Source organism: Kitasatospora setae KM-6054 (genome assembly GCF_000269985.1).
GTDB lineage: Bacteria > Actinomycetota > Actinomycetes > Streptomycetales > Streptomycetaceae > Kitasatospora > Kitasatospora setae.
Genome location: NC_016109.1, coordinates 7,492,646 through 7,509,022, shown reverse-complemented (window position 1 = coordinate 7,509,022; position 16,377 = coordinate 7,492,646). Strand labels below are relative to the sequence as shown.

Below are 16,377 nucleotides of genomic sequence, written 5' to 3'. Positions count from 1 at the left end.
AATGCCCGTTTTCGGCCGCGGCGCCGGACACGTTCCGCATAGCACCGGAAGCGGAACGGAACCGGGAAAGCGCGCGGAAGAGACCAAGCTCACACCCGGGCGGCGGCCAGGGAGCGCAGCAGGGCGAGGTCGACGTGTTCGAGCGAGGGCAGCACCAGGCGGCCGGGGGCGGGTTCGATCGCGGCGATGGAGGGGACGGCGACGACCGGGCAGCCGGCCGCCTCGGCGGCGGCGACGCCGGTCGGGGTGTCCTCGACGACCACGCAGCGGGCCGGGGCGGCGCCGAGCCGGGCGGCCGCCGCCAGGTAGGGGTCGGGGTGCGGCTTGGTGCGCGGCACCTCGTCGCCGGCCACCGTGAAGGCGAAGTGCCGGGCGCCCAGGCTGCGCAGCACGATGTCGATGATGTGCCGGTGCGAGGCGGACACCAGGGCGGCCGGGACGCCGTGCGCGGCCAGCGTGTTGAGCAGCCGTTCGGCGCCGGGCATCAGCGGGACGCCGCCGGCCAGCCGCTCGACGAAGCGCTGGTTGATCAGCACGGTCAGTTCGGCGGGGGTGAGGGTGACGCCGGTGCGGCCGATCAGGTAGTCGATGACCCGGGTCATCGGGCCGCCGACCACGTGGGTGCGGTCCTCGGCGGTGAGCCGGTGGCCGAGTTCGGCGAACAGCTCGACCTCGGCCTGCCACCAGAAGTCCTCGGTGTCGACCAGGGTGCCGTCCATGTCGAGCAGGACGGCGTGCAGGCCGCCGTCCTCGCCGTCGCCGTCGATGTGGACCGGGGTCGAGACCGTCGTCATGCGCGCCGTCCTTCCGGGTGGGCGTGCGGGCGCGCGGGGGGCGCCCGGGGATGGCACGGGCCGGCCCGCTGGTCTGCGGACCGGCCCGTTTCAGGATCATCAAGAGTACGCCCGCCCGGTGGGATTGCACCGGGCGGGCGCGCGGCGAACGGATGGTCTCCGGTTGAAGACCTACCGGGCGTTGAAGTACTTGGCCTCGGGGTGGTGCAGCACGATGGCGTCGGTGGACTGCTCCGGGTGCAGCTGGTACTCCTCGGAGAGGACGACGCCGACCCGTTCGGGCTTCAGCAGCTCGGCGATCTTGGCCCGGTCCTCCAGGTTGGGGCAGGCGCCGTAGCCGAGCGAGAAGCGGGCGCCGCGGTACTTGAGGGCGAACATGTCGCGGACGTCCTGCGGGTCCTCGTCGCCGAAGCCGAGCTCGTAGCGGACCCGGGCGTGCCAGAACTCGGCCAGCGCCTCGGCCAACTGGACGGACAGGCCGTGCAGTTCGAGGTAGTCGCGGTAGGAGTCGGTGGCGAACAGCTCGTTGGCGGCCTCGGAGATCCGGTTGCCCATGGTGACCACCTGGAGGCCGACCACGTCGCGCTCGCCGGACTCCTCCGGGCGGAAGAAGTCGGCCAGGCAGAGGCGGCGGCCGCGGCGCTGGCGGGGGAAGGTGAACCGGGTCAGCTCGGAGCCGTCCTCGCGGTAGAGGATCAGGTCGTCGCCCTTGGAGTTGGCCGGGTAGTAGCCGTAGACCACGGCGGGCTCCAGCCAGCCCTCGGTCTGCAGCCGGTCCAGCCAGCCGCGCAGCCGGGGCCGGCCCTCGGTCTCCACCAGCTCCTCGTACGAGGGGCCGCCGGAGCGGCCGCCCTTGAGGCCCCACTGGCCCTTGAACAGGGCGTCCTCGTCCAGCCAGGACGCGTAGTCCTGGAACGGGACGCCCTTGATGATCCGGTCGCCCCAGAACGGCGGGGTCGGGACGCGGTTGTCGACGGCCACGTCGGAGCGGATCTGGCCGAGGTTGACCTCCTCCGGCTCCTCGACCTCGACCCGGGCGTGCCGGCGCTTGCGCAGCTCGGGCAGGGCGGCGCCGGGGACGCCGCGCTTGACGCCGATCAGGGCGTCCATCAGGCGCAGGCCCTCGAAGGCGTCCCGGGCGTAGCGGACCTCGCCCTGGTAGATCTCGTGCAGGTCCTGCTCGACGTAGGCGCGGGTCAGGGCGGCGCCGCCGAGGATCACCGGGAAGTCGGCGGCCAGGCCGCGCTGGTTGAGCTCCTCCAGGTTCTCCTTCATGATCACGGTGGACTTGACCAGCAGGCCGGACATGCCGATGACGTCGGCCTGGTGCTCCTGGGCGGCCTCCAGGATCGCCGAGACCGGCTGCTTGATGCCGATGTTGACGACGTTGTAGCCGTTGTTGGACAGGATGATGTCGACCAGGTTCTTGCCGATGTCGTGGACGTCGCCCTTGACGGTGGCCAGCACGATGGTGCCCTTGCCCGCGCTGTCGGACTTCTCCATGTGCGGCTCGAGGTGGGCCACCGCGGCCTTCATCACCTCGGCGGACTGCAGCACGAACGGCAGCTGCATCTCGCCGGAGCCGAACAGTTCGCCGACCGTCTTCATGCCGGACAGCAGCGTGCCGTTGATGATCTCCAGCGCCGGGCGCTCCAGCAGGGCCGCGTCCAGGTCGGCCTCCAGGCCGTTGCGCTCGCCGTCGATGATGCGGCGCTGGAGGCGCTCCTCCAGCGGGAGGGCGGCGAGCTCCTCGGCGCGGGAGGCGGCGGAGGAGGCGGCGGAGACGCCCTCGAAGAGCTGGAGGAGCTTCTGGAGCGGGTCGTAGCCCTCGGAGCGGCGGTCGTAGACCAGGTCGAGGGCGGTCTGGCGGCGGTCCTCGGGGATCCGGTTCATCGGGAGGATCTTGGCGGCGTGCACGATCGCCGAGTCCAGGCCCGCCTCGACGCACTCGTGCAGGAACACCGAGTTGACGACCTGGCGGGCGGCCGGGTTGAGGCCGAAGGAGATGTTCGACAGGCCCAGCGTGGTCTGCACGTTCGGGTGGCGGCGCTTGAGCTCGCGGATCGCCTCGATCGTCTCGATGCCGTCGCGGCGGGACTCCTCCTGCCCGGTGGCCAGCGTGAAGGCCAGGCAGTCGACCAGGATCGAGCTCTCCTCGATGCCGTACTCGCGGCCGAGCTGCTCGATCAGCCGCTCGGCGATGGCGACCTTGTGCTCGGCGGTGCGGGCCTGGCCCTGCTCGTCGATGGTCAGCGCGATCAGGCCGGCGCCGTGCTCGCGGGCCAGGGAGGCGATCTTCCCGAACCGGGTGTCCGGGCCGTCGCCGTCCTCGTAGTTGACCGAGTTCAGCACCGCCCGGCCGCCCAGCATCTCCAGGCCCGCCTTCAGCACCGGCGGCTCGGTGGAGTCCAGCACGATCGGCAGGGTGGAGGCGGTGGCGAGCCGGCCGGCGATCTCCCGCATGTCCGCGACGCCGTCCCGGCCGACGTAGTCGACGCACAGGTCGAGCAGGTGCGCGCCCTCGCGGATCTGCTCGCGGGCGATCTCCACGCACGCCTGCCAGTCGCCCGCGATCATCGACTCGCGGAACTTCTTCGACCCGTTGGCGTTGGTCCGCTCGCCGATCGCCAGGTAGGAGGTGTCCTGCCGGAACGGCACCGACTGGTAGAGGGAGGCGGCCGACGCCTCAGGCCGCGGGTCGCGCGGGGTCAGCGGGCGGCCCTGGACCCGCTCCACCAGGTGGCGCAGGTGCTCGGGGGTGGTGCCGCAGCAGCCGCCGACCAGCGCCAGGCCGTAGTCGCGGACGAACGACTCCTGGGCGTCGGCGAGTTCGACCGGGCTGAGCGGGTAGTGCGAGCCGTCCTTGGTGAGGATCGGCAGGCCGGCGTTCGGCATCGCGGAGAGGCCGATCCGCGCGTTCTTCGCCAGGTAGCGCAGGTGCTCGCTGTACTGCTCGGGGCCGGTGGCGCAGTTCAGGCCGATGAAGTCGATGCCGAGCGGCTCCAGGGCGGTCAGCGCCGCGCCGGTCTCGGAGCCCAGCAGCATGGTGCCGGTGGTCTCGACGGTGATCTGGGCCAGGATCGGCAGCTCCACCCCGGCCTCGGCCAGCGCGGCCTTGCAGCCCAGCACCGACGCCTTGGTCTGCAGCAGGTCCTGGCTGGTCTCGATCAGCAGCGCGTCGACGCCGCCCGCGATCAGGCCCGCCGCGTTCTGCCGGAAGCCCTCGCGGACCACCTCGAAGGTGGTGTGGCCGAGCGTCGGCAGCTTCGTCCCCGGGCCCATCGAGCCCAGCACCCAGCGGGTCCGGCCGTCCCCGGCGGTGAACTCGTCGGCCACCTCGCGGGCGATCCGGGCACCGGCCTCGGACAGCTCGAAGATCCGCTCGGAGATCTCGTACTCCCCCAGCGCCCAGTGGTTGGCGCCGAAGGTGTTGGTCTCCACGCAGTCCACGCCGACCCCGAAGTACGCCTCGTGGACCGAGCGGACGATGTCGGGGCGGGTCACGTTCAGGACCTCGTTACAGCCCTCGAGCTGCTGGAAGTCCTCCATCGACGGGTCCTGCGCCTGCAGCATCGTGCCCATCGCCCCGTCCGCCACCACCACCCGGGTGGCGAGGGCCTCGCGCAGGGCGTCGGCACGGACTTGCTGGGCGGACGGGGGGACAACGGTGGCCATGGGGCGACTCCCTGGTTGCGACGGCTGTCGGCTATGCGGCCCACCCGTACGGGGGCGCACCCCGCCAGGGTATCGGTCCCCCGGGGGTCGGAGGGAACCCGTTTCGCATCGTGGGCGTCCTTGTCCACCGGAAGGGAGCACGATCATGCCCACTTCGGGGGAACGGCGTAGTTGGCGGAAGGTCACGGGCGCGCTCCGCGCGTCCGGATCGCGGACGCTGCGGTCACTGCGGACGCTGCCCGGCCGGGCGTGGCGCCGGCGGCGCGAGCGGCCCCGGTGGAGCCGGCGCCGGCGCGTCCTGACCGCGCTCGCCGCGGTGGCGGCGCTGCTGGTCCTGCCGGTGGTCGGCGCGGCCGCCGCGCTGCGCTGGGAGTACGCGGGCGATCCGGCGGTCGACGCCCGCACCCGCGGCAAGGACGCGCTCTGGCTCGGCCACGCCTGGGTGGACGGGCGGCGCTCCCCCGCCGAACTGACCGCGCTGGCGCAGCGGGTGCGCGGCACCGGCATCCACGACCTGTACGTGCACACCGGGCCGCTGGAGCACGACGGCTCGCTCGACCCGGGGCTGGCGCCGGGCGCGGCGGACTTCGTGGCCCGGGCGCGGGCCGCGATGCCCGGGGTGCGGATCCAGTCCTGGCTGGGCGACGTGGTCGCGCCGGAGAAGGACGGCCTGCACCTGGACCGGGCCGACGTCCGCGACCGGGTCACCGCCTCCGCGCGGCAGGTCCTCGACCTGGGCTTCGACGGCGTCCACCTCGACCTGGAGCCGGTGCACTCCGGCTCGCCCGGCTTCCTGGCGCTGCTCGACCAGGTGCACGCGCTGACCGCCGCCCGCGCGGTGCCGCTGTCGGTCGCCGCCCCGCAGATCGACCCCGTCCCCGGGCTCGGCCGGGTGACCTTCGCGCTCAGCGACCACGGCAAGTACTGGTCCGCCGGGTACTTCGCGGCCGCGGCCCGCCGGGTCGACCAGGTCGCGGTGATGTCGTACGACACCGCGATGCCGGTCGAGGCGCTGTACGGCGGCTACGTCGCCCGGCAGACCGAGCTGGCGCTGGCCAACACCCCGGCCGGCGTCGACCTGTTGATGGGCCTGCCCGCCTACTGGGCCGACACCTCCGCGCACCGGGGCGACGCCGAGACCGTCCGGGCGGCGGTCCGCGGCGCCCGGCTGGGCCTCGGGCCGGGCGGGCGGCGGAACTTCGGGCTCGCGCTGTACGTCGACTTCGCGGCCACGCCGGACCACTGGGCGGCGTACCGGGACGGCTGGTGCAACTGACGGCGGGACCGCGCCGGCCCGTGCGGCGGCGCGGTCCCGGCGGCCCTACCGGAGCCAGACGGCGGTGTCGGCGGGGAGCAGGCCGTCGGTGAGGGGGCCGGAGGCGAGCAGGACCTCGCCGTCGAGCGGGAGCGGCGGGGCGGAGAGGTTGACCAGGCAGCGGGTGTCGCCGCGGCGGAAGGCGAGCACGCCGTCGGGGGCGTCGGGGAGCCAGCCGAACTCGCCGCGCAGTTCGCGGCGGAGCCGGATGCCGGTGCGGTAGAGGGCGAGGATGGACTCCGGGTCGGCGGACTGGGCGGCGACGGTGAGGTGCGACCAGTCGGCGGGCTGCGGGAGCCAGGGCTCCTTGGCGCCGTCCGGGGAGAAGCCGAAGGGCTGCTCCTGGCCGGACCAGGGCAGCGGGACGCGGCAGCCGTCGCGGCCGGGGTCGGTGCCGCCGGAGCGGAAGTGCATCGGGTCCTGGAGGCGGTCCAGCGGCAGGTCCTCGACCTCGGGGAGGCCGAGCTCCTCGCCCTGGTAGAGGTAGAGCGAGCCGGGCAGGGCCAGCGTGAGCAGGGCGGCGGCGCGGGCCCGGCGCAGGCCGAGGGCGAGGTCGGTGGGGGTGCCGAAGGTCTTGGCGGAGAAGTCGAAGCGGGTGTCGGCGCGGCCGTAGCGGGTGACGGTGCGGGTGACGTCGTGGTTGCAGAGCACCCAGGTGGCGGGGGCGCCGACGGGGGCGTGCGCGGCGAGGGTGGCGTCGATCGAGGCGCGCAGCTGGGCGGCGTCCCAGGGGCGGGCCAGGAAGTCGAAGTTGAACGCGGTGTGCATCTCGTCCGGGCGCAGGTAGCGGGCGAAGCGCTCGGTGTCGGGGACCCAGATCTCGCCGATCAGGACCCGCGGGTGCTCGTAGGAGTCGGCGATGGCCCGCCAGGAGCGGTAGATGTCGTGCAGGTCGTCGCGGTCGAGGTAGGGGTGCGGGTCGGCGCCGTCGACCAGGTCGGGGAGGGCGGGGTCCTTGGCGAGCAGGCCGGCCGAGTCGATCCGGACGCCGGCGGCGCCGCGGTCGAACCAGAAGCGGAGGATCTCCTCGTGCTCGCGACGGACCAGCGGGTGGTCCCAGTTGAGGTCGGGCTGGGCGGCGGCGAACAGGTGGAGGTACCACTGGCCGTCCTCGACCCGGGTCCAGGGGCAGCCGCCGAACTCGGACTTCCAGTTGTTGGGCGGGAGTTCGCCGTGTGCGCCGCGGCCCTCGCGGAAGTGGAACAGCTCACGTTCGGGGCTGCCGGGGGCGGCGGCGAGGGCGGCCCGGAACCACGGGTGCCGGTCGGAGACGTGGTTGGGCACGACGTCGACGACGGTGCGGATGCCGTGCCCGGCGGCCTCGGCGATCAGTTTCTCGGCGTCCTGGAGGGTGCCGAACAGCGGGTCGACGTCCCGGTAGTCGGCGACGTCGTAGCCGCCGTCGGCCATCGGGGAGGGGTACCAGGGGTTGAACCACACGGCGTCGACGCCGAGTTCGGCGAGGTAGGAGAGTCTTGCGCGCACTCCGGCGAGGTCCCCGATGCCGTCGCCGTTGGCGTCGGCGAAACTGCGCGGGTACACCTGGTAGATCGCCGCGTTCCGCCACCACTGCTCTGACACGGTCCGGGTTTCCTTTCAGAAGGGGGAGGGCGGGCTCAGCCCTTGAGGCTGCCCGCGGTGAGGCCGGCCATGATGTTGCGCTGGAAGACCAGGAACAGGGCGATGGTCGGGATCGAGGCCAGGAACAGGCCGGCGATCAGGGTGTTCTGCGGCATCGAGGTGGCCGCGGTGTTGACGCCGACGTTGAGGGTCTCGTGCTCGGGGACGGTGATCAGCGGCCAGAGGAAGTCCTTCCAGACCGCGACCAGGCCGAAGATCGAGACCACGCCGAGGATCGGCCGGGACAGCGGCAGGATCACCGACCGGAGCGTGCGCAGCGGGCCGGCGCCGTCGATGGCGGCGGCGTCGAGCAGCTCGTTCGGGATCGAGTCGAAGAACCGCTTGAGCAGGAAGACGTTGAACGCGTTGGCGACGGTGGGCAGCCAGATCACCCAGGGGGTGTTCATCAGGTTGACGTGGATCAGCGGCAGGTCGAGCACCGTCAGGTACTGCGGGATGACCAGGGCGGCGGCCGGGATCATCATCGAGGCCAGCATCATGCCGAGGATGACGTTGCCGAAGATCGGGCGCAGCTTGGAGAGCGAGTACGCGGCGGCGACGCAGAAGGTCAGCTGGAGGAGCAGCGCGCCGCCCGCGTAGACGACGGTGTTGAGCAGCAGCTGGCCCATGTCGAGCCGGTTCCACGCCTCGGTGAAGGCGTGCGTGCTGGGGTGCTCGGGGACGAGCGTGGGCGGGGTCTGGATCAGTTCCCGGGAGGACTTGAAGCCGCCGGTGGCCATCCAGTAGAGCGGGCCGATGAAGACGAGGGTCGCGACGGCCAGGGTGAGGGCCAGGACGGCCCGGTAGATCCGCCGGCCGGCCGGCTGGTTGAGCCGGACCGGGGAGATCAGGGTGCGGGTTCCGCTGTGGACGGGCTTGCTCATCGTCACTCCTCCCCGCCCCGGCGATCCAGCCACAGGTAGAGGGCGGAGAAGGCGCCGAGTACCAGCAGCAGGACGACGCCCAGTGCGGCCGCGGTGTTGAACTTGTCGAAGTTGAACGCGTAGTTGTAGAGCATGTAGACGACGGTGGTGGTCGATCCCTGGGGTCCGCCGCCGGTGAGGACGAAGGACTCGGTGAACATCTGCATGGTGGCGACCACCTGCAGCATCAGCATCAGGGAGAGGATCAGCCGGGTCTGCGGCACGGTGACGTGCCAGATCCGGCGGAGCAGGCCGGCGCCGTCGAGTTCGGCGGCCTCGTAGAGCTCGCCGGGGATGCTCTGCAGGGCGGCCAGGTAGACCAGGGTGGCGCTGCCCATGTTGGCCCAGGTGGAGACGATGACCAGGGAGAACATCGCGGTGTCCTGGGAGGCGAGCCAGGACGAGGTGGGCAGGTGCAGGAACTCCAGGATCTGGTTGAACAGGCCGTAGCCGGGGTCCATGAAGTACTTGAACAGCAGGATGCCCGCGACCGGGGGCAGCATCACGGGCAGGTAGACCAGGATCCGCAGGTAGCTCTGGGCGTGCCGGAACTCGTTGATGACGATGGCGGTGACGAACGGGGCGACGAAGCCGAAGACCAGGGCGATGCCGGTGTACTCGAGGGTGTGCCGCCAGGCGGGCCAGAACTCGGGGTCGGCGAAGATCTGCCGGAAGTTGTCGAGTCCGACCCAGTGGGTCTCGCCGTAGCGGACCTTCTGGAAGGACATGACGATCTCACGGACCATCGGGTACCAGGTGAACAGCGCGAAGCAGAGCAGCGCGCCGATCAGGAAGGCGTGGGCGCGCAGGTTCCGGGCGAGGGCGCGGCGCAGGGCGCCGCCGCGGCTCCGGTCGGGGGTGCGGGCCGGGTCGGTTCCGGGCCGCCCGCGGGTCAGTGTGGTGGTCATGGGTGGTGACTCCTCGTCAGGGGACCGGCCGCCGGCCGGACCGCGGGGTGGGCGCGGTCCGGCCGGCGGCGCGGGTCACTGGTTGGCCAGGATCTGGTTGGCCTGGGTCTCGGCGGTGGCGAGCACGCTGTCGAGGTTCGCGTTGGGGTCGGTCAGGGCGGCCGACATCGCGGTGTCGAGGATCTTGTAGAGCTGCTGGGCGGCCGGCGGCTCGGTGATCGACTTGGTGGGGTTCTTGACGTACGGGTCGTAGTTGGACAGCGGCAGGTTGCCGTTGGTCTTCAGCGACTCGGTGATGGCCTTGATCTGCGGCGACTCGGCGGACCAGAAGTACGGCTGCGGGACGGCGATCGCGACCGGGTCCTTGCTGCTGCCGGCCAGCGTCTTGGAGCGGGCGAAGTTGAACTGGCCGGCGTCCGGGGTCTGGTACTGGAAGTTGATCCAGGCGATCTCGGCCTTGATCTGGTTCGGGGTCTGGCCCTTCTTGATGTAGTACAGGTCGCCGCCGCCGAGGCTGTTGCCGGGGCCGGTGGCGCCGGGCATCGGGCCGATGCCGTACGCCTTGGCGTCGGCGCCGAGCACCTCGATCAGGTGCTTGACGACGTCGGGGGCGCCCAGGAACATGCCGACCTTGCCGGTGGCCAGCGGCGGGAAGGCGTCGGCCCACTGGGTGACCGGGGTGGCGCTGATGCTCTGGTCGGTGAAGCGCATGTCGTGCAGGCGCTTGAGGACCTGCTTGCCCTCGGCGGAGTTGAAGGCGGCCTTCTTGCCGTCCTCGCTGACCATCTTGCCGCCGAGGCTGTAGAGCTCGGAGGTGAAGTGCCAGCCGCCGGTGTTGCCGCCGGAGTAGTCCTCGTAGCCGCTGACGCCGTTGCCGAGCGCGGCGATCTTCTTGGCGGCGGCCTGCACCTCGTCCCAGGTGGTCGGCGGCTTGTCGGGGTCGAGGCCGGCCTGCTTGAAGAGGTCGCGGTTGTAGATCAGGCCGGTGGTGTAGTAGTTGATCGGCAGCGCGTAGACCTTGCCGTCGACCGTCATGTTCTCCTTGACGGACGGCAGCATGGAGGAGAAGCCGGGCAGCGTCTCGTCGTTGACGTACTTGGTGATGTCCTGCGCGTCGCCGGAGTTGAGGGTGGCGTCGCGGTCGGTGAAGTACGCGTGGAAGGCGCCGGTCTCGTCGTGCGCCTTGTACTGCGCGGTCTGCTGGGCCGGCACCTCGCACTGGCCGACGTACGGCTTCGCGTTGATGGTGACGTTCGGGTACTTGGTCTTGAACAGTGCCAGGTCGTCGGCGTAGTTGGCCTTGCCCGCCGCCTGGTCGGCACCCGGGGCGCAGTCGATGGAGATGGTGACGGTCGCGTTCGGGTCGAGCGGCTTGCCGTCCGCGACGCCGGCGGCGGCGTCGCCGCTGCCGGTGGAGGAGTCGCTGCTGCAGGCGGCGGTGCTCAGCAGCACACCCGCGGCCAGGGCGAGGGCGGCCATCCTGCTCGATCTGTTCAGCTTCATGCGTACCCCATGGGTGGGAGAGGTTTCGGGAGAGGCCGGTCGAAAGCCGACGTGTGAGGAACGTAGATCCTTGAACCACGTCACGCAAGAGGTTGACGAGAAAGTGAAAAGTTACGACTGCGCATCGACGGTGACTCGGCGCCGTTAAACCTGGCCCCGCCGGGTTACCAGGGGCCTCACCGGCCTTGCGGGCATCCTTGCAGATTCTTGCGTGACTCTGCTCTACTTTTGCGCATGAAGAGCAAGCTTTCCGTGGTCGCGAAGCACGTCGGAGTCAGTGAGGCCACGGTCAGCCGGGTCCTGAACGGCAGACCGGGCGTCGGCAGCGCCACCCGGACCGCCGTCCTCACCGCGCTGGACGTGCTGGGCTACGAACGGCCGTCCCGGCTGCGCGGCGAGCGCGCCCGGCTGATCGGCCTGGTGCTGCCCGAGCTGCAGAACCCGATCTTCCCGGCGCTGGCCGAGGTGGTCGGCGGCGCGCTCGCCCAGGGCGGCTTCACCCCGCTGCTGTGCACCCGCACCGCGGGCCTGGGCGAGGCCAGCCACGTCGGCATGCTGCTCGACCAGCAGGTCTCCGGGGTGGTCTTCGCCGGCGGGCACTGCGCCCAGGCGGACGCCTCGCACGAGCACTTCGCCCAGTTGCGCGAGCGCGGCGTCCCGGTGGTGCTGCTGAACGCCTCGGTGGAGGAGCTGGGCTTCCCGCAGGTCTCCACCGACGACGCGGTCGCGGTGGCGCAGGCGTTCGCGCACCTGGCCGCGCTCGGGCACGAGCGGATCGGGCTGCTCGCCGGGCCGGAGGACCACGTGCCGTCCCGCCGCAAGCTGGCGTCCTTCACCGAGCAGTACGCGCTGCGCGGGCGCGAGCCGCACCCCGGCTGGGTCGCGCACACCATGTTCGGCCTGGAGGGCGGCCAGGCGGCCGCCGGGCGGCTGCTGGAGCACGGGGTGACCGGCGTCATCTGCGCCAGCGACCCGCTCGCCCTGGGGGTCGTCCGGGCCGCCCGGCGGGCCGGGCTGGACGTGCCGGGCGACCTGTCGGTGATCGGCTTCGACGACTCGCTGTTCATCAACTGCACCCGGCCGCCGCTGACCACCGTCCGGCAGCCGATCGAGGCGATCGGACGGGCCGCGGTCTCGCTGCTGGTCGGCCGGATCGACGGCGCCCCGACCGCCCCCGGCGAGCTGCTGTTCGAACCGGAGCTGGTCGTCCGGGCGTCCACCGGGCCGGCCCCGCGGCGCTGAGCCGCCGGGGGCGGCGGGGCGCGGCTGGGCACGGCTGGGCACGGCGAAGAGGGCGGGCGCCCGGGGCGCCCGCCCTCTCGGTGCGGGGGTGTTACGGGTTGACGGTGATCTTCAGCGTCGAGGTGGTGTTCTGGATGTCCTTGTAGTTGTTGCTGAGCGTCAGGTGGTTGAAGGTGACGCTGCCGACCGCCGGGCCCTGGCCCGCCTCCGGCATCTCGTTGGCCCAGACGCCGAACCCGGACTTGGCGTCGTAGGCGTCACCGCTCTTCTGCGCGCCGCTGATCGACACGTTGGTGAAGACGGTGTCGGTGATCGGGTTCTGCGGCTGGCCGCCCGAGTAGTTGGTCTGGAACATGATGCCGCTGTAGGTCGGGTCGACGATGTCCACGTCGCTCACCCGGATGCCCTGGAACACCTTGGAGGCGGAGAACACCCAGATGCCGGGGAAGGTCTGCCCGCCCCAGAAGTGGCCGCCGGCCCGCACGAGCGAGATGTTCTGCAGGTCGGTGGTGGGCGAGGCCCCGAAGCCGTTCATCGGGTAGCCGAAGTCCAGCGAGGAGATGGTGATGCCCGAGTAGCAGAGGGTGTCCGCGATGTAGATGTTGCGGAAGGTGTTGGCGTAGCCGCCGTACACCGCCACGCCCGCCGCGCGCCAGGTCAGGATCGAGGTGAGGTTCTGGAAGACGTTGTTCTTCTCGTCCGCGCCGCCCGCGTCGATCGCGGAGAACAGCGCGAAGGAGTCGTCGCCGGTGGCCCGGGCCTCGTTGTTGGAGACCAGGTTGTCGGTGGAGCCGTTGGTCATGTTGATGCCGTCGGCGAAGGTGTCCCGGATCCGCGAGTTGGTGATCGTCATGAAGTCCGTGTTGGCACCCCAGTACATGCAGACCATGTGCTCGGTCCAGATGTTGTCGATCGTGATGTTCGCGACGTTGGAGAAGTCGAACACCTTGCCGGGGCCGTCGATCCGCGAGGTGTAGTTGCCGAAGTAGGCGAACCCGCTGAAGGTCGAGCCGTTGGCAGTGGCCTCGGCCCGGAAGCCGACGTCGGTGTTGGACTGGCTGGTCGGGGCGTAGAACCGGGTGAACCACGGGCCGGCGCCGATCACCTTCACCGGCTTGCCGTAGACCTGGAACTTGCTCGCGGTCTGGTAGTCGCCGGCCGGCAGGTAGACGCCGACCAGGGTGCCGGTGGTGTCCATCCGGACCTTGTCCAGGGCGGCCTGCACGTCCTGGTGCGCGAAGCCGGTCGGGACGACGTACTTCGCCGGGTCCGGGTTCGGGAGCTGGGTGGCCTGCTCCAGGCTGACGAAGTCGATCGCGTACTGCGAGGTGTTCGCCGAGTCCTTCTGCAGCTTGATCTTGTGCCCGGCCGGGACGGTGGTGCCCAGCAGGACGTTCGCCTCGTCGTAGACGTGCCGCGGGCTGCCGGCGCTCGGGCCGTTGCCGGGGCTGGTCTCCGAGCCGTACAGCCAGGCGTACTTGGAGGTCAGGTCGATCGCCTTGAGGAAGGTGCCGTCGACGTAGACGTTCAGGGTGGCGCTGGTGCCGTCGCCGCCCGCCGCGTCCGGGATGGAGAACCGGGTGACCAGGGTGTTGGTCGCCGCCTTGGTGGTGAACTCCACCGAGGCGCCGGTCGAGTTGAGGGTGACGGCCTTGCGGCCGGACGCCTCGCCCGCCAGGTCGCCGATGGTCCGGTTCGGGCCGACCAGCTGGGCGCCGCCGGCCAGCACGCCGTCCTCGGCCTCGTAGGTGTCGAACGGCATGTTGGCGCCGCGGCCGACGTACAGCGACTGGCTGCTGGTGTTGTTGGCCTGCTTGACCGGCAGCTCGTTGGCGTCGTTGGCGATCACCGTCCTGACGGTGTAGCGGCCGTTGGCGGCGGTCCAACTGCCCAGCGAGACCGGGCTGCTGGTGGCGCCGGGGGCGAGCGTGCCGCTGTACGCGCCGGTCAGGGTCTTCAGCACGGTGCCGGTGGTGGCGTCCGCGACGGTGACCGTGATGCCGTGGCTGCCGGCGGCGCTGGCCACCGTGCCCTGGTTCTTGACCGCCACGGTGAAGTTCACCGGGCTGCCGTCGGCCGGGTTGGAGGGCGACCAGGTGGACGGGGCGGCGACCAGGTCGGAGGAGGCGACCTGGCTGACCGTCAGGGCGCCGGCGGCGGTGAACGCGTTGTTGGTCTCGTCCTGCTCGATGACCTTGTTGTCCTCGTCGACCTTCGCGGTCAGCTGGTAGCTGCCCGCGTTCTGCGCCGGGATCTGCGCGGAGACGGTGGCGGAGGCACCGGCCGCGAGCGCGCCGACGGCGGCCGAGCCGACCTTGGTGGCGCCCAGGTAGAAGTTGACCGAGGTGGCACCGGAGGGGTTGGTGCCGGAGTTCTTCACCACGGCCGACAGGGTCGGGGTGTCGGTCTCCACCGGGGCGGCCGGGTTGCTGCTCACCGAGGTGACGGTCAGGTCCGGGTTGGGGGCCGGGACGCCGATCACCTGGAACTCGGCGGCCTGGCCGCCGCTGGAGCCGGAGTTGGTGGTGAACTTCAGCTGGACGTCGGCGACGGTCGCGGACACCGGGATGGTGACGGTGTTGCCGCTCGCCGGGTCGAAGCCGTAGCTCTGCGCCGGGACGAGGGTGCTGAAGCCGCTCGCGCTCTGCTCGCGGCCGTCCACCTCGATGGTCTGGGTGCGGGCGCCCCACGCCGAGGCCGGGTTCAGCTTGACGACCACCGCGCTGGTGGTCGCGTTCGCGCCGAGCTTCACCGCGAGGGTGCTCGGGTAGCTGCCCGCCGCGCTCTCCCAGTAGGTGGAGGTGTCGTTGTCGTTGGCGTTGGTCGCCACGAAGGTGAAGGTCGAGGAGGAGGCCGAGATCGGCTTGCCCGCCGCCAGGTTGGTGCCGGTGCCGCCGCCGGAGCCGGTGCGCACCACGGTGTTGGAGGCGGCCGAGACGTTGCCCGCCGCGTCCTTCGCCTTCACGTAGTACGAGACCGTCGCGGTGTCCGGCTGGCTGTCGGTGTACGTCAGGGTGCTGCCGTTCACGCTGCCGCGCAGCGCGCCGTTGGCGTACACGTCGTAGCCGGTCACGCCCACGTTGTCGCTCGCCGCGCCCCAGGTCAGCTTGACCTGGCCGGCCGCGGGCGAGCTGTAGGCCAGGCCGCTCGGCGCGCTGGGCGCCTGGGTGTCGCCGGACTGGCCGGTGCGGGTGACGGTGTTGGAGGCCGCGGACTGGTTGCCCGCCGCGTCCTTCGCCTTGACGTAGTACGACACCGTCTCGCTGTCGGAGCGGCTGTCGGTGTAGGTCAGGGTGCTGCCGGAGACCGAGGTGAGCAGCGCGCCGTTGGCGTACACGTCGTAGCCGGTCACGCCCACGTTGTCGCTCGCCGCGCCCCAGGTCAGCTTGACCTGGCCGGCGGCGGGCGAGGTGTAGGCGAGGTTGGCCGGGGCGGTGGGGGCCTGGGTGTCGCCGGAGGTCGGGCCGTACGCCTCGAACTCGGAGAGCTGGCCGGCCGGCCAGGCGGTGTTGGCGGTGAAGGTCAGCCGCAGGTACCGGGTGGTGGCGGTGGCCAGGTTGACGGTCACCGCGTTGCCGGCCGCCGGGTCGAACACGTAGCCGGTCGAGGCGACCAGGTCGGTGAAGTTGGTGCCGTCGGTGGAGCCCTGGACCTTGAGGGTCTCGGTGCGCTTGTCCCAGCCGGCCGGCAGCTTCAGCACCAGCTTGTTGACCGGGACGGCGGAGCCCAGGTCGCCCTGGATCCACTGCGGGAAGGCGTTGTTGGCGCTCTCCCAGTAGGTGGCCTGGTTGCCGTCGCCGACGTTGCCCGGCCCGTAGCTCTGCGAGGTGCCGCTGGCGGTGAAGCTCCGGCCGGCCAGCAGGTTGGCGGAGGCGGAGGTGGCGCCGTAGACCTCCAGTTCGGAGACCTGGGCGGCCTGCCAGCCGGTGTTGGCGGTGATGCTGACCCGGACGTACCGGGCGGTGGTGGCCCCGAAGGAGATCGTCGCCTTGTCGCCGGTGGCCGGGTCGAAGGTGTAGTTCGCCGCGGAGGTGAGGGTGGAGAAGGTGGTGCCGTCGGTGGAGCCGAGCACGCTGAGCGTCTCGGTCCGGGCGCCCCAGGCGGAGGGCACCTTGAGCACCACGGTGTCGATGGCCGCCGGGGAGCCCAGGTCGACCTGGACCCACTGCGCGGAGGCGATGCCGTTGGACTCCCAGTAGCTGTCCTGGTTGCCGTCGTTGACGTTGCCGGCCGCGAAGGCGCCGTTGGTGCTGGAGGCGGTGACGGTCTTGCCGAGGGCCAGGTTCGGCCCGCCCGCCGCCTGTGCCGCCGGGAGGAGGGGCCCGGCGAGCAGGAGCATTCCCAGCGTGGCCGACGACGCCGTCAGCCGCGCGGTTATGCGCTTCGATCTCATGACG

General features: G+C 71.4%; 9 protein-coding genes. 2 read left to right on the top strand and 7 right to left on the bottom strand.

All coding sequences use genetic code 11. The annotated features are described in order from the left end of the window. Positions 1-89 precede the first annotated feature (89 nt). Both KSE_RS32890 and metH read right to left on the bottom strand, forming a co-directional pair. On the bottom strand, positions 90-794 hold the full coding sequence (locus KSE_RS32890) for an HAD family hydrolase (protein WP_014139707.1): 705 nt from the start codon (positions 792-794) through the stop codon (positions 90-92). 171 nt (positions 795-965) lie between these two features. Then, positions 966-4,469 carry a methionine synthase gene (metH, locus tag KSE_RS32885; RefSeq protein WP_014139706.1) on the bottom strand — a complete coding sequence of 1,168 codons (3,504 nt, stop codon included), beginning with the start codon at positions 4,467-4,469 and terminating at the stop codon, positions 966-968. Between the two features lie 145 nt (positions 4,470-4,614). Here metH and KSE_RS32880 point away from each other — a divergent pair, with 145 nt between their 5' ends. After that, the gene (locus tag KSE_RS32880; protein ID WP_014139705.1) at positions 4,615-5,745 is read left to right on the top strand and encodes a glycoside hydrolase family 18 protein; all 1,131 of its coding nucleotides are present in this window, start codon (positions 4,615-4,617) and stop codon (positions 5,743-5,745) included. 45 nt (positions 5,746-5,790) lie between these two features. On the opposite strand, the gene KSE_RS32875 is transcribed toward KSE_RS32880, so the two are convergent. From KSE_RS32875 to KSE_RS32860, 4 genes are all read right to left on the bottom strand, one after another. Then, positions 5,791-7,365, bottom strand: coding sequence for a glycoside hydrolase family 13 protein (locus KSE_RS32875; RefSeq protein ID WP_014139704.1), 1,575 nt, complete (start codon positions 7,363-7,365; stop codon positions 5,791-5,793). A gap of 35 nt (positions 7,366-7,400) precedes the next feature. Further along, on the bottom strand, positions 7,401-8,288 hold the full coding sequence (locus KSE_RS32870) for a carbohydrate ABC transporter permease (protein ID WP_033258609.1): 888 nt from the start codon (positions 8,286-8,288) through the stop codon (positions 7,401-7,403). Between the two features lie 2 nt (positions 8,289-8,290). Next, positions 8,291-9,235: a carbohydrate ABC transporter permease gene (locus tag KSE_RS32865; RefSeq protein WP_014139702.1), complete on the bottom strand. Its 945-nt coding sequence runs from the start codon at positions 9,233-9,235 to the stop codon at positions 8,291-8,293. A 75-nt stretch (positions 9,236-9,310) separates the two neighbouring features. Beyond that, on the bottom strand, positions 9,311-10,738 hold the full coding sequence (locus KSE_RS32860; RefSeq protein ID WP_014139701.1) for an ABC transporter substrate-binding protein: 1,428 nt from the start codon (positions 10,736-10,738) through the stop codon (positions 9,311-9,313). 234 nt (positions 10,739-10,972) lie between these two features. On the opposite strand from KSE_RS32860, the gene KSE_RS32855 reads away from it, so the two are divergent. Next, positions 10,973-11,980 carry a LacI family DNA-binding transcriptional regulator gene (locus KSE_RS32855; RefSeq protein WP_014139700.1) on the top strand — a complete coding sequence of 336 codons (1,008 nt, stop codon included), beginning with the start codon at positions 10,973-10,975 and terminating at the stop codon, positions 11,978-11,980. Positions 11,981-12,071: 91 nt separating this feature from the next. Here the strand turns inward: KSE_RS32855 and KSE_RS32850 are convergent, their stop codons facing one another. After that, positions 12,072-16,373 (bottom strand): discoidin domain-containing protein, encoded by a 4,302-nt coding sequence (locus KSE_RS32850; protein ID WP_014139699.1) that lies wholly within the window; start codon positions 16,371-16,373, stop codon positions 12,072-12,074. Between the last annotated feature and the right edge of the window lie 4 nt (positions 16,374-16,377).

Bases quoted from the DNA above. Each gene is read 5' to 3' on its own strand.
- KSE_RS32850 (WP_014139699.1), bottom strand. From the start codon at position 16,373: ATGAGATCGAAGCGCATAACCGCGCGGCTGACGGCGTCGTCGGCCACG.
- metH (WP_014139706.1), bottom strand. From the start codon at position 4,469: ATGGCCACCGTTGTCCCCCCGTCCGCCCAGCAAGTCCGTGCCGACGCC.
- KSE_RS32870 (WP_033258609.1), bottom strand. From the start codon at position 8,288: ATGAGCAAGCCCGTCCACAGCGGAACCCGCACCCTGATCTCCCCGGTC.
- KSE_RS32855 (WP_014139700.1), top strand. From the start codon at position 10,973: ATGAAGAGCAAGCTTTCCGTGGTCGCGAAGCACGTCGGAGTCAGTGAG.
- KSE_RS32880 (WP_014139705.1), top strand. From the start codon at position 4,615: ATGCCCACTTCGGGGGAACGGCGTAGTTGGCGGAAGGTCACGGGCGCG.
- KSE_RS32890 (WP_014139707.1), bottom strand. From the start codon at position 794: ATGACGACGGTCTCGACCCCGGTCCACATCGACGGCGACGGCGAGGAC.
- KSE_RS32860 (WP_014139701.1), bottom strand. From the start codon at position 10,738: ATGAAGCTGAACAGATCGAGCAGGATGGCCGCCCTCGCCCTGGCCGCG.
- KSE_RS32865 (WP_014139702.1), bottom strand. From the start codon at position 9,235: ATGACCACCACACTGACCCGCGGGCGGCCCGGAACCGACCCGGCCCGC.